The following is a 21,062-nucleotide window of genomic DNA, read 5'->3' on the forward strand; positions in this document are numbered from 1 at the left end:
AACGCTGGGCTTCGGCTTCTTGAGCCAGACGTGCTTGTTCTGCGCGTTCGGCTTCTTGGCGCTGGGCTTCTAAACGTTCTTGCTCTGCTTTAAGTTCTGCTTGGCGTTGCGCTTCTTCTTGCGCTAAACGCTGGGCTTCGGCTTCTTGAGCCAGACGTTCTTGTTCTGCGCGTTCGGCTTCTTGGCGCTGGGCTTCTAAACGTTCTTGTTCTGCTTTAAGTTCTGCTTGCGCTTCTTGAGCCAGACGTGCTTGTTCTGCATGCTCTGCTTCTAGACGTGCCTGTTCTGCGTCTAGACGTGCCTGTTCTGCGTCTATTTCAGCTTGGCGCTGTGCTTTCTCTTGTTCTAAACGGTGTTTTTCAGCTTCTTGTGCCAATCTATCTTGCACAACACGTTGCGCTTCTTGGCGCTCTGCTTCTAAACGTTCCTGTTCAGCTTTTAGTTCTGTTTGGCGAATAGCTTCTTCTTGTGCTTCTTTTGCCAAACGTTCTTTTTCTAAACGCTCTTCTTCTAAGCGTTGCTGTTCTTTCTCTTGCTCAATATTTTCTTCTTTGTTACGCCCAAAACCGAGCCACGAGAAAAAACCTTTTTTTTCTTTTGCCATTAGCTACTAAACTCCTCGCACTAAATCATGGCGCGATTACATTGACGATATTGAAAATAATAATGAAGTCTATCATTTGATCATGGATAAACGCATCTTTTATACGAATTTTATGGTAAATTATTCCGGATTAAATCAAGGGAAGTCATCAAGATATCAATAGACATAGATCCCTTATTCAAAAAAACACTCCAGAAATCACGTTTAAACGATATAAATAAAAATAATATGGCCAAAAAACCACAAAAAGCCCCAATGGGACAAATTAGAATAATTGGGGGTAAATGGCGTGGTCGTAAACTTCCTGTTCTCGATAGCCAAGGATTACGACCAACAACAGATAGAGTGAAAGAAACACTCTTTAATTGGCTTATGCCCATCATTCAAGATGCTCGCTGTCTCGATTGTTTTGCCGGTAGTGGTGGCTTGGGAATTGAGGCTCTTTCTCGCTATGCTCGTGAAACGACTTTTATCGAATATGAGCGCCCTGTTGCCCAACAAATCACTGCAAATTTAACCTTACTTAATGCTGATAATGGACATGTTATTCAAGACAGCGCATTATCTTTTCTCGCAAAACAAGGCACGCCTTATAATGTGGTTTTCTTAGATCCTCCTTTTCATAAAGGCATGTTGTCTGACACTGTCCAATTATTAGAAAATAACGGTTGGTTGGCACAAAATTGCTATATTTATATTGAGGAAGAAGTTAAAGCACAGACTTATACACTGCCAATCCATTGGACATTGCATAGAGAAAAGATCGCAGGGCAAGTTGCGTATCGCCTTTATATTCGCAGTTTATCTGCTTAATTTTTTATGGAGCTGTTATGTTAATCTTTTTTGGCCGATTTTTAATGATCGGCGTTTGGGGCTTTTTATTTTTAAATATTATTTCCCCTTTTCCTAAGCCATTAAAATATTTTATGGATATTGCATTGATTTTTATGGTAATTATGCATGGATTACAAATTATCATGTATAAAGCAGGGCAACCTAAAGATCAAAAACCCTCCACTGGGTTACAATTTCGTATTTTCTTCTTTGGTATTTTTGAGTTATTAAAAATACAAAAAGAGTTACGAAAAGAATACGAAGAAAAACAGAAAAATAAAGTGAAACAATAACCGTAATCTTCGTATATCCTCGCAATTATCTGGGGTTACCCATCCACCCCAGAGGTTGCCAATCTTATAAGCACTTTCGCTTATTTATTACTTTGCTCATCGATTGGCATATCTGTTTCAAATTGTACAAAACGACTGCCTTGCATAAATAAACGTCCTTTCATTTCAGGTTCGATATTTTGATAAGATGATTTATCAATATTCAAGACTAAATCTTTACGTTCATCAGTAGTTAAACGAAAAGTCACTTGATAATAATGTGTTGTTTCTGGGCCATTCACATCATTTTCTCTTGAGCGTCGTTCATTTGCCACAACTTCTTTTTTATCAATAACTTCAACCATATAAAGTTTTACAGGTGAGTTATCGTCACTTATTCGTTGTTTTCTCTGTTCAAAAAAACGATAAGTTGCGGATGCGATAATAATGATCAGTACTGCAATACCGATAATCGCTGCTTTATTCATTACATTAATTCCTATCGTTATATGGATTAAAAAGCAGTGTGCTTTATATTATTTTAATAAGTCCGTCAGTTTCGTCATTAACCGCTATTCTTAAATTAAGCTTTCTGTTATGAATAATAAAACAGTTCTGAATATAAGGAAGATATTATGAGTTGGCCTTTTCTCGCGGTATTATTCTCCGGATGGCTTTATATTGATGCGGCATATCGTGGGCCGAATTGGCAACGATGGTTATTCCGTCCTATCACGCTACTTCTTTTATTACTTTGGGCATGGCAAGTTCCCGAACACAATATTAATAGCTACCTTATTGTAGGTGCGTTATTAGCGACACTACTTTCTGATATCCTAAGAATATTTGATGGTAAGTATTTACTACCGTCTTTTGCATTGATTTTTCTAAGCTACATACTTTATATGGTGAGCTTTTTACTCCCATTACAACTCTCGTTTTATCTTCCTTTACTTGGATTTGTTATTCTTGCTTTCATTATCATTCTAGCAATTGTTTGGACTAAGCTCGATAAATTAGCCATTCCAGCTACTCTAACTTTATTAGCCGCATTTGCTATGTTCTGGGTTGCTGGTGAAAAATTCTTCTACTTAAGTAATGATTATAACTTATCAGTGATGATCGGCGCATTATTGTTAGTAATCGCTTACTCAATATGGCTAATCAATCGCTTCCGCTTCTCATTTTCAGCCTCGAAAGGGCTTGTCAGTGCCTGTTATTTTATTGGGCATTTCTTTATTGTTAGAGCCTTATTCCTTTAGTTTTCATTAACCCCTTGGTTTAAATATTTAAATCAAGGGGTTAGATTTCCAATTTAATTCGCACTTTTTGTCAATTAATTTCTGTCCCACACCTTGACTCTGGACTCTACTCCAAGCTGTAAAGTACTTATTAAATAAATGACTTTAGACTTTACTTCGTTGAACAAGGAGAGCCAGTTATGACTAAACATGCTCATCAACACGATAACCATAAACATACCGATGCTTGTTGCTCAAGTTCTCAATGCTGTTCAGGCCACACAGAGAATAGTACGCACTCACATACTGAAAGCGGGCATTCTCATACCAAGATAGATAAAAGTGATCCTGAATGCGAGGATGAGCACCACCACGAACATAGCCATGATGGGCATAACCATGCTCATGGAAGCTGTGATATCAACGCCCCTGTTTCTAACATTGAGCCAGAAAAAGTGGCACAACAACGCTTTAGCTGGAAAGTACAAGGAATGGATTGCCCAAGCTGCGCTCAAAAAATTGAAACTGCAGCACTCAAAGTCGCAGGTGTAAAACAAGCAAAAGTGCTTTTTGCCACCGAAAAATTGGTTGTTGATGCGGATAGTGACTTACGCTCTGATGTCATTGCCGCAATTAACAATGCAGGCTTTGAGCTTTTTGATCTCACCTCACCTCAATCTCAAAAAGTCACCAAGCAAAGTCTTTTAAAAGAAAGTTCATTTGTTATCGTATTGGCTCTTTTAATGGCAATTAGCTGGGGTGCAGAGTTTATTGATCCTCAAGCGGGTCGCGCCGCCTTTATTGCAACAACCTTAATTGGTTTATTCCCCATTGTGAAAAAGTCCTTACAACTTATTCGCAGTGGTACACCGTTTGCTATCGAAACATTGATGAGCGTTGCCGCAATTGGTGCGCTATTTATTAATGCTACCGAAGAAGCAGCAATGGTTATTTTGCTGTTTATGATTGGCGAAATGTTAGAGTCTTACGCCGCAGGCCGTGCTCGTCGTGGTGTAAGTGCGTTAATGGCGCTAGTGCCAGAAGAAGCGACATTAGTCAAAGACGGCAAAAAACAAACGGTTCCTGTTGCGCAACTGCGCCCCGGCGATATTATCGAAATTGCCCCAGGTTCACGTTTACCAACGGATGCGGAATTAGTCAGTGCATTTGCAAGTTTTGATGAAAGTGCATTAACGGGTGAATCCGTGCCAGTAGAGCGTTTGCAAGGCGAAAAAGTAGCTGCAGGTTGTTTATCTGTTGATAGATCAGTGCAAATGAAAGTGGTATCTGAACAAGGGCAAAATGCTATTGACCGTATTTTGCAATTGATTGAAGAAGCTGAAGAGCGTAGAGCCCCCATTGAACGTTTTATTGACCGCTTTAGTCGTTATTATACTCCTGCGATTATGCTGTTCTCTGCACTGGTTATTATTGTTCCACCACTGTTGTTCTCACAACCTTGGGAAACATGGATTTATCGCGGTTTAACACTATTACTGATTGGTTGTCCTTGTGCTTTAGTTATCTCAACACCTGCAGCAATCACTTCAGCATTAGCGGCAGCAACTAAACGCGGAGCACTGATCAAAGGTGGTGCTGCATTAGAACAGTTAGGCACAGTTAATACTATCGCATTAGATAAAACCGGCACATTAACAGAAGGGAAACCTCAAGTTACTGATGTTGTAGCTGAAACAGGATTTAATGAACAAGATGTCCTGACTTTTGCATCATCCGTAGAAATTGGCTCTCATCATCCATTAGCAAAAGCTATTATCAATAAGGCGCAAGAAAACGGTGTGCTTGTTGTTGAAGCTGAAGATCGCAAAGCCTTAGCGGGTAAAGGAATTGAAGGTTATTTAAATAACCAACATGTGCTAGTAAGTGCGCCTTCTCAGTTATCAGAAGTCACATCACTCTCTTCTCAGTGGCAACAAGAAGTTGCACGCCTTGAAGACGAGGGCAAAACTGTTGTTGTCGTATTGAAAGAGAGTCAGCTTATCGGTGTTATTGCTATGCAAGATACCTTACGCAGTGATGCAGTTGAATCAATGAAGTTATTGAAAGAGATGAACATCAATGCCGTAATGCTAACGGGTGATAATCCAAGAGCAGCCGCGGCTATTGCGAAAAAACTGGGTATGGATTTCCGAGCAGGATTACTACCTGAAGATAAAGTTACTTCAGTAATGGAAATCAGCAAAACACATAACACCATGATGGTAGGTGATGGTATCAATGATGCGCCAGCAATGAAGGCAGCAACCATTGGTGTTGCAATGGGAAGCGGTACTGACGTTGCACTTGAAACTGCTGATGCAGCCTTGACGCATAACCGTTTAACGGGCTTACCTGAAATTATTAAGCTATCTCGCGCTACTCGTAAAATTATTCGTGAAAACATTACGATAGCACTGGGCTTAAAAGCTATATTCTTAGTGACAAGTTTATTAGGTATCACCGGGCTTTGGGTTGCAGTTCTTGCAGACTCCGGTGCAACAGCACTGGTTACAGCCAATGCGGTAAGACTGTTAAGAGTAAAAATTAACGCATCAAATAAAGAGTAAGCACACTAAAATAACAAAACCCAAACCTCAGTCAATCTGGAGTTTGGGTTATTTTTTAGCACGAAGATAAGCAATATTTACAGCATAAGTTACAAATTGCTCTCTTTTTTACGAATAAGATAACGATAAGGTGCAGATTGCGTCTCTTGATTTAATAAATCATGTTCCATAAAGCGGCAAAAGCCGGGAATATCACGCACCGTAGCAGGATCATCAGCAATCACTAATAGCGTCTCGCCTAATGCCATATTTCTTATGGTTTTACGCACTAACATCACTGGCTCAGGACAGCGTAGTCCTAGCGTATCTAATGTTTTAGTTGCATCGTCAAATTGAGCATTCATTCTATTAACCATTTTTTATACTGACAGATAGCACTATTATATCTCGCTTTCGTGTTCACATCACGGCACATTAAATACAAAGGGATTTTCCCCCTAACCTTTGCTTTTGTTGCGCAACCAGCGTATTATGCGCATCCTCTCATTTAAGAGAGAAATCACTGTTTTATTGGGTTCCCTCACCCCAATCATTAAAAAGGTACAATTTATGTATACGTTTACTCCCCGCCAAAAAGCGGTGGCGCTGTTATGGCTTTCTTTGTTCCATATATTGATAATTACATCAAGTAACTATCTTGTGCAGTTACCTATCTCCATTTTTGGTTTCCATACCACTTGGGGCGCCTTTACTTTTCCGTTTATTTTTCTGGCGACAGATTTAACGGTTCGTATTTATGGCGCACCACTTGCCAGACGCATTATTACCGCCGTTATGCTACCTGCATTAGCAATCTCTTACCTGATCTCAACGCTCTTTTTCCAAGGAAGTTGGCAGGGTTTTGCTTCACTAAGTGATTTCAATATCATGGTGGCAAGGATCGCAACAGCAAGCTTTATGGCTTATGTGCTAGGTCAAATCATGGATGTGTCTGTCTTTAATCGCTTAAGACAACAGCAAAAATGGTGGGTTGCGCCAAGTGCAGCAATGTTCTTTGGTAATTTACTCGACACGCTGGCGTTCTTCTTTATTGCGTTTTACCGTAGCACTGATGCTTTTATGGCAGAAAATTGGGTAGAAATCGCCTTAGTGGACTATGTGTTTAAATTAACCATTTGTATGCTTTTTTTCTTGCCTGCTTATGGTGTTCTATTGAATTTCATTTTGCGTCATTTTTTTGCACAAGAAAATCAAAAACAAGATTATGCTGAAATTCGTTCATAATCTGGCACACCTCGCAAAAAAATAATGATATTAATGTCATTATTCAAATAATAAAGCTTCATAACTTAATTTTATGAAGCTTTATTCTGATTAGAATCATTTGTTATTTCTCGTAAATATTTCGTAACGTAATTAATTAGCATGATTAGTTAAGCAACCCACAAAATATTGCTTAAATATCATTATTACGCTGTTTTTTGCATGCTAATATAAAATCTATTAATTATTTACAATAAATTATTTTATTCACCTATTAAACTGTTAATGTATTCTTGGATCGTCTCCATATTGTTATCTGTCTGTTGGGATGACGAGCCTCACCATAAGGATTTTTTACTCTCTTTTGCGAATAGTAGGAGTCTATTATGTTAAAAGTTATTCAATCCCCCGCTAAATATATTCAAGGGCCTGATGCGTTATTTCATATCGGTAAGTACGCGAAGCCTTTTGGCAATAGAGCATTGATCATTGCTGATAAATTTGTCATGGAATTAGTAGGCAGTACCGTTAAAGACAGTATGTCTCAATACGAAGTTAATGGGCATTTTGAACTGTTTAATGGTGAGTGTACACATAACGAAATTAATCGTTTATCCGAACTCGCAAAAGCCCAAGCATCGCTTGTGATCATCGGCGTTGGTGGTGGTAAAACACTCGATACTGCCAAGGCTGTTGCTTATAAATGCCAGCTCCCTGTTGTGATATCCCCTACCATTGCCTCCACTGATGCACCAACCAGTGCCCTTTCTGTTATTTATACAGAACTCGGTGCATTTGATAGTTATCTATTTTACCCAACCAACCCTGATGTGGTTGTTATGGATACCAATGTTATCGCTTCTGCGCCTGCCCGTTTATTAGTTGCAGGTATGGGTGATGCTTTAGCAACTTACTTTGAAGCAAGAGCCTGTAGCAACGCGCAAAAACAAACTATGGCGGGAGGGAAATCAACGCTTGCAGCACTTGCTTTGGCTGAACTTTGCTATAACACTCTCTTAGAAGATGGCTATAAAGCAAAACTGTCTGTTAGCCGAGGCGTTTGTACAACGGCAGTCGAAAATATTATCGAAGCCAATACATTCCTAAGTGGTATTGGCTTCGAAAGTGCGGGCCTTGCTGCTGCTCATGCCATTCATAATGGATTTACGGCATTAGAAGAGTGTCACTCTATGTACCATGGCGAAAAAGTTGCTTTTGGTACATTAGTGCAATTAGTGTTAGAAAATAGCCCATTAGAAGAATTAGAAGAATTTCTCGACTTCTGTATTTTAGTGGGATTACCTGTCACCTTAGAAGAATTAGGTATCAATGCCACAGGTGATGAGCTGAATGAAAAGATCATGGCGGTGGCAGAGTTAAGTTGTGCTGAAGGAGAGACCATTTATAACATGCCATTTGATGTTGATTCAGATAAGGTTTATGCCGCAATTTTAACTGCCGACCAATTAGGACGGGAATGGCTTTATTAAAGCCTGAGTAAACAGGGAGTGTTTATCTCCCTGTTTGCATTTACAAAAAAGGGTGCTTTATGGTCAGTATCGTATTAGTTTCAAAGAGCCTTACGCTCGCCAATGGTATTAAAGAACTCGTTAATCAGACTGTAGATCGCCAAGTAAAAATTGCCATTGCGACCAATAATCAAACACCTTTAGATCTCACAAATGAAGTGTCTCCAGAAACGATACTTACAGCAATTAAAAAGTGTTATAGCAAGCAAGGTGTACTCGTTTTACTCGATACTTATCATTCAGCGCAAAATGCAGCTCTTGCAATCGCTAATCTCGAACATACCGTTGCAGCTAATGTAGCACTAAGCTCTGCTCCTATTGTTGAGGGAACACTAGCTGCAGCCAATAGTATTGCGCTTGGCGCTTCTCTTGAAGAAGCAGAAAAAGCGGCTCACAAAACAATTACGATTAAGAAACTCCAATTAGGTGAAAATCTACCTAATTTTAATATTCACCCCAAGAATACCAATTACGAACCTATCAGAACTATCACTGCACCTGTTTGGCTCTACCCTTATCATCGCTTTGTTATTCAAAGAAAAAAAATATCTTCTCATTTATTACTCGAAGAACAGAAACGTTTAATTAAAGCGATTGAGCGTTCGAAAAAAGATATAGATTGGTTAACCGAAGAAACCTATCGCAAGATTGGCGAACAATATGCTCATATTTTTTCTAGTCATCGTTTCCTATTAGAAAATACAGAATTACAACTAACGGTGTGTAGTATGATCAGTAAACATCACTGTAATGCTGAGTTTGCTCTGCAACAGACATTTATTGACTTAATAGACACTTACGCACAAATGGATGATGATAATATGCGTGCCAGAGAAAGTGATTTAGATGATATTTTATCTCGATTACTACGCTATTTGACGTCAGCACCACCACCAATAACTCCCCCTCCTTATCCCAATGCTATTCTAGTGACAAAACAGCTTCATCCATCAACATTAATCTCACTTGATACCCATAATATTAAAGGGATTTTATTAAGTCATGGGAATCCACTATCTAACACAACTGTATTAGCGAATGCATTAGATATCCCCATTATTAATGAGGCAGGCAAGCAGGCATTATCGCTGACTGATGGGCAAAATATCACACTTAAAAAAGTTCAAAATATTTGGCTTTATCAAAACACTTATATTTCTCATTAAAAATGAAAGTATTTCAATAACCTGAGCTCCACAATATCAGGTTATTTAATTTCCTTATTCTCTTATATTTCACACATTTTTTATTAAAAATAAAAAAAGGGAATAAAAGATCCTCTTTTACTCCCTAGTTGCTTGTTATCTTAGTAATCAATTACTTTTTTATTATCTAATAGGCAATACTTATAATGCTCTTGCCAATAAACTAATGGGGTGTTCACATTTTTTCGTCGTTGACATCTCAATTTGCCATTTACAGGTTTCGCAGTCTGTAATAACTAAATCACAACCACTCTCTTCAATTTGACGGAATAAGCCCGCCCCAATGCCTTGAGCAACATCGTAGTTTTCAGATTTAAAACCGTAAGTTCCGGCGATACCACAGCATTGAGAATCAAGAACAATCACCTCAACGCCAGGGATACGTTTAATTAAATCAATGGAATATGCGGTCCATCCCATTTTTTCCATATGACAAGGAGTGTGATATGCCACTTTTAACGGGGTATGTTTCAGTGGTAATTCACGACCTTCTTCTAGTAAGCGATAAATATAACGTGTCGCTAATTCGATATTTTCACGTACTTTTGATGTATCAACATCAAGGATATGTTCATATTCATCACGAATAGTGAAAGTACAGGTTGATGATGTTGCAACGACAGGAATATTGTTTTCAACAATTTTTTCTGTCAGAGACTCAAGGTTTACGGCAGCTTGTTTTTTGGCTTGTTTAACAAAACCATTGGCAATTAATGCAACACCACAGCATTTTTCACGTTTTAATAACTGAACGCCAATCTCCATTTTGTTGAATACTTTAACTAAATCTTTCCCTAATTGTGGGTGGTTATAGTTAGCGTAACAACCATGGAAAAAGGCAACTTGATCTTTAAAGCGTGCCTGCTCTTCAACTTGTTTTTTCATCCATGTTCTAAATGTACCAAAAGAGTATTTTGGTAATTCACGACGATGATCGATTTTAAGCGCTTTATCCAAGATTTTACGGACAGGTTTTAATCCTGTAATGGTATTTACTATCGGCGCCATTGGCGTTGATAATGTTCCCATTAAATCCGTATGACTTAAAATAGCATCACGAATTTTAGGTGTTTTGGTATTGTAGTTCAGTTTCGCACGCGAAATGATATCACCAATTTTTACATCTGACGGGCATGCGACTTCACAACGCTTACAGTTAGTGCAATATTTCAATGCTTCATCATAAAGCATCGGATCTTTTAAGCGTAAACGCTCACCATCAGGGCCTGCTTGTTTAGGACCAGGATAAAGAGGATTCACTTTTGCAACAGGGCAGTAAGTTGTACAAACTGTACACTTAATGCAAGCTTCAAAACTGTTATCTTGTAAACTCATTGTGCTGCCTCCACAACCGCAGATGTGGTCTGCTCTGATTTATGATGCTGTAAAATTTGTTGCGCGGCATAAAGAGCACTAATCATTGAAACACCAGCACCACAACCTTCATTTAGCGGATCAAATCCACCTAACACAGCGCCCACAGCATAGACATTGTCTAATACTTCACCATATTTCATAGGTCTTAATTGGCTATCGGTATTAACACCAAAGCGCATATAAGGCTGTTTCGCAAAGACATTCTCTTGTGTCCACTCATTACGAGGTAATGCCTCTAACAAATCGAGCTCCATTAAAGGCTCATAAACACGATCGAATTCAGCAATTAGTCCATTATTGAAAAAGCTTCCTGTAGCTAACACTACATGCTCACTACGAATAGGAATATCAGTGTGATTTCTAGTGTGAACGCCTGTAACAGTGTTACCCACTAAGTCAACTTCCTCCGCGCGATCACCTGGCATAATTAAACCGCCCGCTTTTTGAAAACGCAGTTTTAATGCTTGATGTAGACGAATTCCTAATAGAGAAGGTGGCAATGTTGGTAATAGACAAATCGGTTTACCTACTAACTGTTGCAGTAATGTCACCGGCTCTTCTGCATCAAGTCCAATACATGCAGGTAAAATAATCGCTTCAACACTATCATCAACATGCTTTTTCAGTTCATCAGCTAACGCTTGTGTATTTTCAGGTTTATCTAAGTAACGCGCAATATTAACAGCTCTAAACTCACTAGGATTATCACGCAATCTATCTAATAACGGTAAGTGGATATGATAAGGAATAGCTTCAACACCTTGCTCATTAAGCGTATTGCTTGCAAATTGTGGTTGAAAATCTAAGAAACCTTCAATTCCTACTACGGCCAGCTTTTTCCACGGCAATGCTTTATCAATACCATGAATAGGAACTCGCTTTGGACTCATCCAACTCATACGAGAGCGCCCTACTGGCGTAATACGATAATGGTTTTCATCACCATTACCTTGATACTCAAGACCGCTTGTACTTGCCAACAACGCCTGAGCTTGTTCAATTAAAGTTGAAACTTGTATTTCACCAATACGACTATAAGGGTGTTTTGGCGCTAACTCTGCTAACGTTGCCAGTGCTTTTTTAGGATGAGTCACTGGTGTTCCATCAGGAAGATGAGTTAATAAATCCAGTGAGCCTGATGAAAAATGCAACGCACTTTGACCATTACTAATGATTGCACAAGACTTACCGGCTTCGGCAAGACGAATACCAGCAGTTAATCCTGCCAGTCCGCTACCTATAATGATGACGTCAAATTTCATTATCTGCCTCCGCTGAAGCTGTTTTTTCAATCATATCTGCATCTAAACCACATAAACCTTGATAAACCCAACTGGTAAATTCACTTTCACGTAATGCATTGCCCCAAGCAATTGGTCGAATGCCTTTCCAACGTTCATTCAGGAAATGAGCGAGTTGCTGCTCTGATTCGTGAGGAGTAGTGACTTGTAAACGGTTTAATAACCCAGCAGCACGACAAGCACAAAGTTCACCTTGGCAAGTTCCCATACCCACACGAGTACGACGACGCAAATCAAGTAAGTTATTAACTGTTAAAGAGTTAACCGCATAGCGAACTTCAGCCGCGGTTACCGCTTCACATTCGCACACTAAGCTTTTATCAATACGTTCATTGCTCAGTAATTTATTCGCTAAATCACCATGTCGATAAACTGCTGAACCACGAATTGGTGCAGGTAATGAAACAACACTACGTAATGCTTGCTCCGCAGATTGACGAGAGCCAGGTAATGCCTCTTCTGCAGTTGTACATTTTGCAGAGACATTCAATTTTTCGCAGATTTTATCTGTCGCCCATTCAGCCATTAAACGGTAAGTCATTAATTTACCGCCCGTAATGGTAATAAAGCCTTCTAATCCATCACGTTGCGCATGGTCGAGTAAAACAATACCACGGCTAACATTACGACCTGATGGATCATCATCACTTGCAACTAAAGGACGTACACCAGCATAAGCACGTAGAATTCGAGTTTGAGCCAGTTTTGGCGCTAACATTGAACCTTCACGAATAAGAATATCGACTTCTTCAGGGGTGACATACATATTGTCAATTTCATCGTAAGGTACACGTGTTGAAGTTGTACCAATTAATGAAATCGTATCGCCAGGCACTAAGATATCGGCATCCGCAGGTTTACGACAACGGTTGATCACCATATTGTTAATGCGATGACCCAAAATCAGTAATGCACCTTTTGCTGGGAACATTCGAACTTTTAATTCACCGTATTCAGCAATTTTTTGTCCCCAAATACCGCCAGCATTCGCCACAATTTGCGCGCGAATTTCATACATTCTTTTCGTTTGATGATCGTAAACTTTGACACCTTTAACACGATCACCTTCTCGAATCAGGCCAACGACCTCATGGTAAGTCAGGACTTGTGCCCCATGTTCGCGAGCATCTAACATATTTGCTGCAGTTAAACGAAACGGATCGACTGTGCCATCAGGCACTTTAACTGCACCGATTAAATTTGGGTTAACAGAGGGCTCTAAGCGAATAGCTTCTTCGGGTGAAATCGCTTGAGCATCAATACCTGCGGCTTGGCAAGCTTGAATAAAAGTCTGTTGAAACTCTAAAGAATCTTCAGGTAGGGTAATAAAAAGACCATCCGTCTTTTCTACACAATGACGAGCGACCCGTTTTAAGATCATATTCTCTTCAATACACTCACGCGCTGATTCAGGATCGGTTACTGCATAACGCGCACCACTGTGTAACAACCCATGATTTCGACCGGTTGCACCGGTTGCAATATCGTGTCTTTCAAGCAGGACGCAACGTAATCCACGGCGTGCACAGTCTCTTGCCATGCCTGCACCGGTTGCTCCTCCGCCAATAATAATGACATCTGTTTCTGTCACTGGTGAACCGCTCATCATAGAGATGCCCTCTCACATTACATTCAGCAAACGCTTAATTATTCTTTAGCGTTAATTATAGTGTATAAGATACACAAAAAGTGTGGCTAATGTTTGATAATGAGCAAAAACGAAAGAGAAACGCTCATGAGAGAAAGATTAAAACCACATATGTGATACCAATCACAAATTATTTAACAAAAAGTATTTGATAAAGTTAACATATCACTCAAAATTGCACATCTTGAAAAATTATTCGACAACTGAGTAATACCTCACAGTAAATTTGATTGTATAAGTTTACTATTAAGTTCGTTAAAGAAAATTTTTTGATAATTTCACTGTTCGTTTTGTCATTATTTAATATCAACATATTAAAATAAAAGCCATCGGAGGCTAATATGTTAAGTCTGTTTAGACCTGCGCCACATAAAGCGCGTTTGCCAAAAGAGCAGATAGATCCCGTCTATCGTCGCCTACGCTGGCAGATCTTTATGGGGATTTTCTTCGGTTACGCTGCTTATTATTTAGTAAGAAAAAACTTTGCGTTAGCAATGCCTTACCTTATCGATGAGGGATTTTCTAGAGGTGATCTGGGCTTTGCTTTATCAGGGATCTCGATTGCTTACGGTTTTTCTAAGTTTATCATGGGTTCATTCTCTGACCGCGCTAACCCACGTTATTTCTTACCAGCAGGTCTTATTTTAGCGTCCTTAGTGATGCTATTTATGGGCTTTGTGCCATGGGCAACTTCGAGCATTATGATTATGTTCGTTCTGTTGTTCCTTTGTGGTTGGTTCCAAGGTATGGGTTGGCCTCCTTGTGGACGTACCATGGTTCACTGGTGGTCACAGAAAGAACGTGGCGGTATCGTTTCTATTTGGAACTGTGCACATAACGTCGGTGGTGGCTTACCTCCATTACTATTTTTACTAGGTATGGCGTGGTTTAATGACTGGAAAGCAGCATTATATATGCCAGCATTTGCAGCAATCTTAGTTGCTATGATTGCATTCGCATTAATGCGCGATACACCTCAATCTTGTGGTCTTCCACCTATTGAAGAGTACAAAAATGACTACCCACCTGATTATAAAGAAACTGACGAACAAGAACTGACTGCAAAAGAAATCTTTATGAAGTATGTGTTCCCTAACAAACTTCTGTGGATGATTGCAATCGCGAACGTGTTCGTTTATTTACTGCGTTACGGTGTTCTGGACTGGTCACCAACTTATCTGCGTGAAGTAAAAGACTTCGCTATGGATAAATCATCATGGGCTTACTTCTTATACGAATACGCGGGTATTCCAGGCACACTGCTGTGTGGTTGGATGTCGGATAAAGTGTTCAGAGGTAACCGTGGTGCAACAGGTGTGTTCTTCATGACCTTAGTAACTATCGCGACTATCGTATTCTGGATGAACCCAGCGGGTAACCCAAGTGTTGATATGGCGTGTATGTTAATCATCGGTTTCTTAATCTATGGTCCTGTTATGTTGATTGGTCTGCATGCGCTTGAGCTTGCACCGAAAAAAGCAGCAGGTACAGCAGCTGGCTTTACCGGTCTATTCGGTTACTTAGGTGGTTCTGTTGCGGCGAGTGCTATCGTAGGTTATACAGTTGACTACTTCGGCTGGGATGGTGGCTTTATGGTCATGATCGGCGGTAGTGCACTGTCTGTTGTGTTATTACTTATCGTGATGGTTACTGAAACCAAACACAAACGTGAAATGCTTCAGAAGTATGAATAATTGCTAACTGATTATTTATGAAATTAGTTAAATCTCGTCTCTAAAAATAAGCCACATCAGCTCTTTTGATGTGGCTTTTTTATTGCCAACTGTACATAACTTTATTGTACGTAGAATTAAAATGGAGCAGCTTTATGAGTACATCTTTTAGAATAAAACCGTTAGTTGCAGGCGTTCTTTTAACTCTATCCTTAAGTGCAATCGCACAAGCGGCAAGTGATAAAGTTGTTATCGCTCACCGTGGTGCAAGTGGTTATTTGCCTGAACATACTCTACCTGCTAAAGCATTGGCGTATGGTCAAGGCGCAGATTATCTAGAACAAGATTTAGTGATGACAAAAGATAACGAATTAGTTGTCTTACATGATCACTATCTTGATCGTGTGACAGATGTGGCTGAGCGTTATCCTGATAGAGCAAGAAAAGATGGCCGTTACTATGCCATCGACTTCACACTTGAGGAAATCAAAGGGCTAAAATTTACTGAAGGTTTCGACATTGTTGACGGTAAAAAAGTCCAAAGTTACCCAAACCGTTTCCCTATGGGTCAATCGGATTTTCGTGTACATACTTTCCAAGAAGAAATTGAATTTATTCAAGGTTTAAATAAATCCACAGGCCAAGATATCGGCATTTATCCTGAAATTAAAGCCCCTTGGTTCCATGAGCAAGAAGGTAAAGACATTACCACCAAAGTACTGGAAGTACTTAAACAGTACGGTTATACAAAAAAAACCGACAATGTTTATCTGCAATCATTCGATGCTAACGACCTAAAACGCATCAAAACAGAATTAATGCCAAAAATGGGCATGGACTTAAAACTCGTTCAGTTAATTGCTTATACCGACTGGAATGAGACTTATGAGAAACAGCCTGATGGAACATGGACAAATTACAGCTATGAGTGGATGTTTAAGCCTGGTGCAATGAAAGAGATTGCCACTTATGCTGATGGAATTGGCCCTGATTACCATATGTTAGTAGAAGAAAACTCAACGCCAGAAAAAATCACCTTAACAGGTATGGCGGCAGATGCTCACGCTAATAAACTGGCCATTCATCCATTTACAGTACGTATTGATAAACTTCCTAAATACGCAAAAGATGGTGATCAACTGTACGACATCATTTATAACCAAGCGGGGGCGGAAGGTGTCTTTACTGACTTCCCTGATTTAGGAGTTAAGTTTTTACAAAAACAAGCTAAATAATTCGAGTACAGTAGGTGACAAGAGAAGGTAGTCGGGGAACAAAGATAAATGGTGTAACCCGACTAGCTAAGTACAGTCAACAATCCTGCAACTTGAAAAATAACGATTATAGACTTTATCCTACTTTTTCTTATGAAAGAGTAGGATATTTGCGCCCTTTCTGATTGTATATTTCTTCGTCTTTCTCTAAATTACCTTAATAATTTAATTAAAAAACCAAAATAACTTTTTAAGTTAGCTATCATCATTTATTAAATATTTAGAAGAAGGGATCACAATGACAATAATGGCCATTATTTTACTTGTTCTTATCGTTCTTTTTATTAGTTGGGGTATTTCAATTTATAACCGTCTTATTGCGACACGTAACCAAGTCAGTAATCAATTTGCGAATATTGATGTTATTTTAAAACAGCGTGCAGACCAAATTCCTCAATTAATGGCGGTAGCTGAAAAAGCCATGGAGCACGAAAAAAGTGTATTTATTGCATTAAGCGACGCAAGACAACGCTATTTTAAAGCTCAAAACATTAATGAAAAAATCAGCGCATCAAATGAGATGAATACCGCATTGCGTGGCATGATTGCGCTTGCTGAAAATTATCCTACGTTAATTTCAGGCGAACAATTAGCATTACTTCAAACAGGTGTTAGTGATGTAGAAAATAAAATTGCTCAACGTCGTGAAGGCTTTAATGATGCAACGACTCACTACAACACCGCAATAGAGATGTTTCCTGATAGCTTAATTGCCGGCCTTTTCCGCTTTGAACGTATGCAATTATTAGAAATACCGAAAGAAGAAATGAAATTTGAAGGTATTAATTTTAAATAACAGTAAGTTAAATAACCGCATTAAGGATAGATTGCAGTGTTAATTTATTTTTTCATCGGCTGTGTTGTGGGTGCATTAATCTATTTTTTACGCAGTAAACGCGCTCAAAAAAAGAAGAACAACTTGGGTATTGTTCCCTTTTTAGGGATCGCTTTCGCTGCTGGAAATTATCTGTTTTTTTCGCGGGGAAATGACCTTTATCCTAGCGGTGAGGACTCTGTTGTTAATCTTATCTCCTGTATTGCATTTGCTGTTATTTTGATATTTTCCTATGGCATTTCAAATCATATTGGGAATATTGGTGAAAAGGCGATAAAAAATTATCATCAATTACAAATGGAAGGTGAGTCTAAGTTTTCAGCACTGATTAACACTGTATTTATTAGCCTTTTACTGCTCTGCTTAAGCTTTGGCTTTTTTATTGACCATAGATTGTTCTTTTTAAGTTTCGTTTTAATGTTCGTTTATCAAATTGTCAAAAGAACACCAGAAAAGCGTTTTTTACGTTTTCAAAAAATTCTAGCGACATCTAAAATTCGCTCTTTAGCCATTGGGCTTGTTGAGATTGAAGGCAAGATAACGGCAGGAACAAAATTAACGAGTCGCCTAGGTAAAAAAGAGTGTTATGGTTACTTTTATTATGAATATAACGTATCCACAAACAAAGAAGGCAAGAAAAGTTACCGCCAAACACTCTGTGAAAAAAAGATCACTAATTTCACGATGACTGATGATACTGGATCAATTCAAGTTCTCGCGGCAGATACACCCTTAGTGCATCTTGGCATCGAGCCTCATCAAGATCTTGAATATAATAATAAACGCTTTAAAGAGTATATCTTAGGATCAGACACAACATATTTATTAATTGGTAGTGCAGAGTCTATCAATGGCGAAGTGGTTATCACACGTAAAGAACCTCATTACCTGCTAGGTTTATCACCACAAGATTATGTTGTTCGTTGGAACAAAGAACGCCCTTTACGTCGTAACTCGGCCATCATCGTTATTATTGCTCTTTTTGTTATCTTATCCATTCTAGTGATACCAATGGATTACCAAAACGGCATACTAACACTTTATTTTAATAACACCTCTTCACCTTGGTAATTGATTAATATGGAATGGCTTATTTTTATCATTTTTATTCTCACTTTAGTTTATTTTTTAATACGCCAATTAGTGATGATTTATAACAACATGGTGATGCTAAAGAACAATTGCTATAAAGCCTTTGCAAATATTGATGTTTTATTAAAAAAACAAGCCGATTTGATCCCCATGCTGATAGTAATTACACAAAAAGCGATGGATCATGAGAAAGCCTTATTTGAAAAATTAGCTGAAAATAGAGATCACTATTTACGCACAGATATATTAGACCAAAAAGTTGATTTAGCTAATCAGTTATTACCTCAAATAAAAAAATTACTCATCATTGCTGAAAATTACCCTGAACTTATCAGCGGAAAAAATTTACACGTATTACAAGCGCAAGCCAAAGAATTAGAAGAGTGTATTGCAGATAGACGTGAGTTTTTTAATCAATCTGTGACACTCTATAATACTGAAATACATATTTTTCCTAATGTATTATTTAAATTAATTTTTAATTTTAAAGATATCCCTCTTTTCTATCCTAGTGGGGAGGTCGCTTTATGATAGAAATTCCTTTTTCATTTTTTGGCATAACAGATTGGTTTCTGAGCTTTGATGAACCTATCTCGATTATTATGTTTGCCACATTTGGAGTACTGTTTTCTATGGCAATTATTTTGCCATTAATAAGTATCACTCCTTTAAAAAAATATATGTCACAAATTGCAGGAGGATTATTTAGCTCGGTATTTGTCAGTTTAATGGTTCTGATTAGTTTTCATTTAATACTAGGGGTTAATTCTGCATTAAAACTACTCTTAATCTGGTGGGTTATTTTATTTTCATGTATTACGTATTGGTTTATTAATTATCGCTATATGAAAGATGTAACAGGAAATAAATTTGCAAAGTTTCAAGAAAAAGCCCTTGAAGCAGAAGAAAAACGAAGACAAAGCCGAAAATCAAAAAAATAAAAGAGAGCCAAGGCTCTCTTTTATAATCTTCATCGATAGATGAACTTATGCTCTGTAAACAGGAAAGGCAATCACATCACTAATACGCTCGACACCAAGTGCCAGCATAATGAGACGATCAACTCCCAAAGCAACACCAGAACACTCTGGTAATCCTGCTTCAAGGGCAGCTAAAAAGCGCTCATCAATAGGTTGCTCAGGTAATCCCATTGCTACTCGCTGACGATTATCGCGTTCAAAACGATGGCGTTGCTCTTGTGCATCCGTCAGCTCACGAAATCCATTCGCTAACTCAACACCTTTAAAATAGACTTCAAAACGCTCTGCTACACGATGATCTTCTGAACTAATTTCAGCTAATGACGCTTGTGATGCAGGGAAATGATAGATAAAGGTTGGTTTTTCTAAACCGATATGTGGCTCAACCCCTGAGACAAATAGCAACTGAAGCAATGTATCTTTATCTTCTTCAGTATCTGCGATATTTGATAAATCTAGTTTTGCTGCCACTTCACGTAATTTTTCTTTATCAACTGATAAAGGATCGATATCAAGATAGCGCAAAAATGCTTGTTGATAAGAGAGTGATTCTGACGCTTCACAATCTAACACTTCTTGCAATAAATCATCGACTTCATTCATCAACCGGTACATATCAAAACAAGGGCGATACCATTCTAGCATCGTAAATTCCGGATTATGATATCTACCGGCTTCCTCATTACGGAAGCAACGCCCCATTTGATAAATAGGCCCACTGTTTGCCGCTAATAAACGCTTCATATGGTATTCAGGGCTTGTCATCAAATAAAGTTTTAGCCCTTGTGAAGCTCCAGGCCCGACAAATTGGGTTTCAAATGGGAACAGATGAACATCGGTAACGGTAGCCTGACTCATCATAGGTGTTTCAACTTCTAACACACCACGATCAGCGAAAAAACGCCTAATATTACTGACTATTTTCGCCTTTTTCAGTAAGTTGGCGATTGAGGCGCTTGGCTGCCAATCCGCGATATCACTCATGAACGAAAAACTCCAACAGAAAACAAAGCGTGCAGTTTACTCGCATCCTCCTCAACAGACAAATTTCTCCCTAATAAAGAGGCGTTTCATTTTATGTTTATTCATTATCTTTATGGTTTTTTAAGTAAAGACACATAAGATATATAAATGAAATTCTACAAAACATCTACTTTAAGGCACTTTTTACCATCGAAATAAATACCAATCCAATGTGCCAGAGACAACTCTTTAGCTATTATTTTATAATAGAAGCAAATTGTAATAATTCTTTTTCTCAATTGCGAATAACAATAAACTAACACAATACTTATATTTAAATAGCCAATTTTATCTTAACTTCAACGTTAATTTTCTATTTGAAATTGCGTATTTTGACAAGTATTAAAAATCTTTAGAAATATTATTAATATTTTATTAACAATTAACAAGACAAATCGATTTGT

The 21,062-nt window shown here is 38.4% G+C and carries 19 protein-coding genes and 1 pseudogene; 13 read left to right on the top strand and 7 right to left on the bottom strand.

The window, feature by feature from the left end; genetic code table 11:
* Window positions 1-604, bottom strand: a pseudogene (locus JEP40_RS15700) (trichohyalin-plectin-homology domain domain-containing protein); the annotation flags it as partial.
* A gap of 228 nt (window positions 605-832) precedes the next feature.
* On the opposite strand from JEP40_RS15700, the gene rsmD reads away from it, so the two are divergent.
* Both rsmD and JEP40_RS15710 read left to right on the top strand, forming a co-directional pair.
* Window positions 833-1,417, top strand: a complete 585-nt coding sequence (gene rsmD / locus JEP40_RS15705) for a 16S rRNA (guanine(966)-N(2))-methyltransferase (protein ID WP_198624312.1) — start codon at window positions 833-835, stop codon at window positions 1,415-1,417.
* 17 nt (window positions 1,418-1,434) lie between these two features.
* Window positions 1,435-1,731 (top strand): DUF1145 family protein, encoded by a 297-nt coding sequence (locus tag JEP40_RS15710; protein ID WP_198624313.1) that lies wholly within the window; start codon window positions 1,435-1,437, stop codon window positions 1,729-1,731.
* Between the two features lie 80 nt (window positions 1,732-1,811).
* Here the strand turns inward: JEP40_RS15710 and JEP40_RS15715 are convergent, their stop codons facing one another.
* Window positions 1,812-2,198: a DUF2500 family protein gene (locus tag JEP40_RS15715; protein ID WP_198624314.1), complete on the bottom strand. Its 387-nt coding sequence runs from the start codon at window positions 2,196-2,198 to the stop codon at window positions 1,812-1,814.
* Window positions 2,199-2,345: 147 nt separating this feature from the next.
* Between JEP40_RS15715 and JEP40_RS15720 the strand changes: the two genes are divergently transcribed.
* Together JEP40_RS15720 and JEP40_RS15725 are read left to right on the top strand one after the other, a co-directional pair.
* Window positions 2,346-2,972: a lysoplasmalogenase gene (locus tag JEP40_RS15720; RefSeq protein WP_198624315.1), complete on the top strand. Its 627-nt coding sequence runs from the start codon at window positions 2,346-2,348 to the stop codon at window positions 2,970-2,972.
* Window positions 2,973-3,151: 179 nt separating this feature from the next.
* Entirely contained in the window at window positions 3,152-5,518 is a 2,367-nt protein-coding gene (locus JEP40_RS15725) for a zinc/cadmium/mercury/lead-transporting ATPase (protein WP_198624316.1), read from the top strand.
* An 89-nt stretch (window positions 5,519-5,607) separates the two neighbouring features.
* Here JEP40_RS15725 and tusA read toward each other — a convergent pair whose 3' ends face one another.
* Window positions 5,608-5,862, bottom strand: a complete 255-nt coding sequence (gene tusA, locus JEP40_RS15730; protein ID WP_036933135.1) for a sulfurtransferase TusA — start codon at window positions 5,860-5,862, stop codon at window positions 5,608-5,610.
* Between the two features lie 205 nt (window positions 5,863-6,067).
* On the opposite strand from tusA, the gene JEP40_RS15735 reads away from it, so the two are divergent.
* From JEP40_RS15735 to JEP40_RS15745, 3 genes are all read left to right on the top strand, one after another.
* On the top strand, window positions 6,068-6,742 hold the full coding sequence (locus JEP40_RS15735; protein ID WP_198624317.1) for a 7-cyano-7-deazaguanine/7-aminomethyl-7-deazaguanine transporter: 675 nt from the start codon (window positions 6,068-6,070) through the stop codon (window positions 6,740-6,742).
* Between the two features lie 365 nt (window positions 6,743-7,107).
* Window positions 7,108-8,211 (top strand): glycerol dehydrogenase, encoded by a 1,104-nt coding sequence (locus tag JEP40_RS15740; protein WP_198624318.1) that lies wholly within the window; start codon window positions 7,108-7,110, stop codon window positions 8,209-8,211.
* Window positions 8,212-8,270: 59 nt separating this feature from the next.
* A complete protein-coding gene (locus tag JEP40_RS15745; protein WP_198624319.1) occupies window positions 8,271-9,416 on the top strand; it encodes a phosphoenolpyruvate-utilizing N-terminal domain-containing protein in 1,146 nt (381 codons plus the stop codon).
* 180 nt (window positions 9,417-9,596) lie between these two features.
* On the opposite strand, the gene glpC is transcribed toward JEP40_RS15745, so the two are convergent.
* The 3 genes from glpC to glpA are packed head-to-tail and all read right to left on the bottom strand — an operon-like array spanning window position 9,597 to window position 13,742.
* Window positions 9,597-10,790 carry an anaerobic glycerol-3-phosphate dehydrogenase subunit GlpC gene (gene glpC, locus JEP40_RS15750; protein WP_109409219.1) on the bottom strand — a complete coding sequence of 398 codons (1,194 nt, stop codon included), beginning with the start codon at window positions 10,788-10,790 and terminating at the stop codon, window positions 9,597-9,599.
* A complete protein-coding gene (glpB, locus tag JEP40_RS15755) occupies window positions 10,787-12,094 on the bottom strand; it encodes a glycerol-3-phosphate dehydrogenase subunit GlpB (RefSeq protein WP_198624320.1) in 1,308 nt (435 codons plus the stop codon). Before glpB ends, glpC begins: the two co-directional genes overlap by 4 nt.
* Window positions 12,084-13,742, bottom strand: a complete 1,659-nt coding sequence (gene glpA, locus JEP40_RS15760; RefSeq protein WP_198624321.1) for an anaerobic glycerol-3-phosphate dehydrogenase subunit A — start codon at window positions 13,740-13,742, stop codon at window positions 12,084-12,086. Before glpA ends, glpB begins: the two co-directional genes overlap by 11 nt.
* A gap of 380 nt (window positions 13,743-14,122) precedes the next feature.
* Between glpA and glpT the strand changes: the two genes are divergently transcribed.
* The 6 genes from glpT (at window position 14,123) to JEP40_RS15790 (ending at window position 19,596) form a co-directional block, all read left to right on the top strand.
* Window positions 14,123-15,475 (top strand): glycerol-3-phosphate transporter, encoded by a 1,353-nt coding sequence (glpT, locus tag JEP40_RS15765; protein ID WP_198624322.1) that lies wholly within the window; start codon window positions 14,123-14,125, stop codon window positions 15,473-15,475.
* A 134-nt stretch (window positions 15,476-15,609) separates the two neighbouring features.
* A complete protein-coding gene (gene glpQ / locus JEP40_RS15770) occupies window positions 15,610-16,689 on the top strand; it encodes a glycerophosphodiester phosphodiesterase (RefSeq protein WP_198624323.1) in 1,080 nt (359 codons plus the stop codon).
* A gap of 277 nt (window positions 16,690-16,966) precedes the next feature.
* On the top strand, window positions 16,967-17,524 hold the full coding sequence (locus JEP40_RS15775) for a LemA family protein (protein ID WP_198624324.1): 558 nt from the start codon (window positions 16,967-16,969) through the stop codon (window positions 17,522-17,524).
* A 36-nt stretch (window positions 17,525-17,560) separates the two neighbouring features.
* On the top strand, window positions 17,561-18,634 hold the full coding sequence (locus tag JEP40_RS15780) for a hypothetical protein (RefSeq protein WP_198624325.1): 1,074 nt from the start codon (window positions 17,561-17,563) through the stop codon (window positions 18,632-18,634).
* Between the two features lie 9 nt (window positions 18,635-18,643).
* Window positions 18,644-19,186 (top strand): LemA family protein, encoded by a 543-nt coding sequence (locus tag JEP40_RS15785; RefSeq protein ID WP_198624326.1) that lies wholly within the window; start codon window positions 18,644-18,646, stop codon window positions 19,184-19,186.
* Window positions 19,183-19,596: a hypothetical protein gene (locus JEP40_RS15790; RefSeq protein ID WP_198624327.1), complete on the top strand. Its 414-nt coding sequence runs from the start codon at window positions 19,183-19,185 to the stop codon at window positions 19,594-19,596. Before JEP40_RS15785 ends, JEP40_RS15790 begins: the two co-directional genes overlap by 4 nt.
* Before the next feature lie 45 nt (window positions 19,597-19,641).
* On the opposite strand, the gene epmA is transcribed toward JEP40_RS15790, so the two are convergent.
* Window positions 19,642-20,619 (bottom strand): elongation factor P--(R)-beta-lysine ligase, encoded by a 978-nt coding sequence (epmA, locus tag JEP40_RS15795; protein ID WP_198624328.1) that lies wholly within the window; start codon window positions 20,617-20,619, stop codon window positions 19,642-19,644.
* Window positions 20,620-21,062 lie beyond the last annotated feature (443 nt).

The organism is Proteus vulgaris (assembly GCF_016239305.1).
GTDB lineage: Bacteria > Pseudomonadota > Gammaproteobacteria > Enterobacterales > Enterobacteriaceae > Proteus > Proteus vulgaris_C.

Bases quoted from the DNA above. Each gene is read 5' to 3' on its own strand.
- JEP40_RS15785 (WP_198624326.1), top strand. From the start codon at position 18,644: ATGGAATGGCTTATTTTTATCATTTTTATTCTCACTTTAGTTTATTTT.
- JEP40_RS15735 (WP_198624317.1), top strand. From the start codon at position 6,068: ATGTATACGTTTACTCCCCGCCAAAAAGCGGTGGCGCTGTTATGGCTT.
- glpB (WP_198624320.1), bottom strand. From the start codon at position 12,094: ATGAAATTTGACGTCATCATTATAGGTAGCGGACTGGCAGGATTAACT.
- tusA (WP_036933135.1), bottom strand. From the start codon at position 5,862: ATGAATGCTCAATTTGACGATGCAACTAAAACATTAGATACGCTAGGA.
- glpA (WP_198624321.1), bottom strand. From the start codon at position 13,742: ATGATGAGCGGTTCACCAGTGACAGAAACAGATGTCATTATTATTGGC.
- JEP40_RS15715 (WP_198624314.1), bottom strand. From the start codon at position 2,198: ATGAATAAAGCAGCGATTATCGGTATTGCAGTACTGATCATTATTATC.
- JEP40_RS15720 (WP_198624315.1), top strand. From the start codon at position 2,346: ATGAGTTGGCCTTTTCTCGCGGTATTATTCTCCGGATGGCTTTATATT.
- epmA (WP_198624328.1), bottom strand. From the start codon at position 20,619: ATGAGTGATATCGCGGATTGGCAGCCAAGCGCCTCAATCGCCAACTTA.
- JEP40_RS15790 (WP_198624327.1), top strand. From the start codon at position 19,183: ATGATAGAAATTCCTTTTTCATTTTTTGGCATAACAGATTGGTTTCTG.
- JEP40_RS15775 (WP_198624324.1), top strand. From the start codon at position 16,967: ATGACAATAATGGCCATTATTTTACTTGTTCTTATCGTTCTTTTTATT.
- JEP40_RS15740 (WP_198624318.1), top strand. From the start codon at position 7,108: ATGTTAAAAGTTATTCAATCCCCCGCTAAATATATTCAAGGGCCTGAT.
- JEP40_RS15745 (WP_198624319.1), top strand. From the start codon at position 8,271: ATGGTCAGTATCGTATTAGTTTCAAAGAGCCTTACGCTCGCCAATGGT.
- glpQ (WP_198624323.1), top strand. From the start codon at position 15,610: ATGAGTACATCTTTTAGAATAAAACCGTTAGTTGCAGGCGTTCTTTTA.
- glpT (WP_198624322.1), top strand. From the start codon at position 14,123: ATGTTAAGTCTGTTTAGACCTGCGCCACATAAAGCGCGTTTGCCAAAA.
- glpC (WP_109409219.1), bottom strand. From the start codon at position 10,790: ATGAGTTTACAAGATAACAGTTTTGAAGCTTGCATTAAGTGTACAGTT.
- JEP40_RS15725 (WP_198624316.1), top strand. From the start codon at position 3,152: ATGACTAAACATGCTCATCAACACGATAACCATAAACATACCGATGCT.
- JEP40_RS15710 (WP_198624313.1), top strand. From the start codon at position 1,435: ATGTTAATCTTTTTTGGCCGATTTTTAATGATCGGCGTTTGGGGCTTT.
- rsmD (WP_198624312.1), top strand. From the start codon at position 833: ATGGCCAAAAAACCACAAAAAGCCCCAATGGGACAAATTAGAATAATT.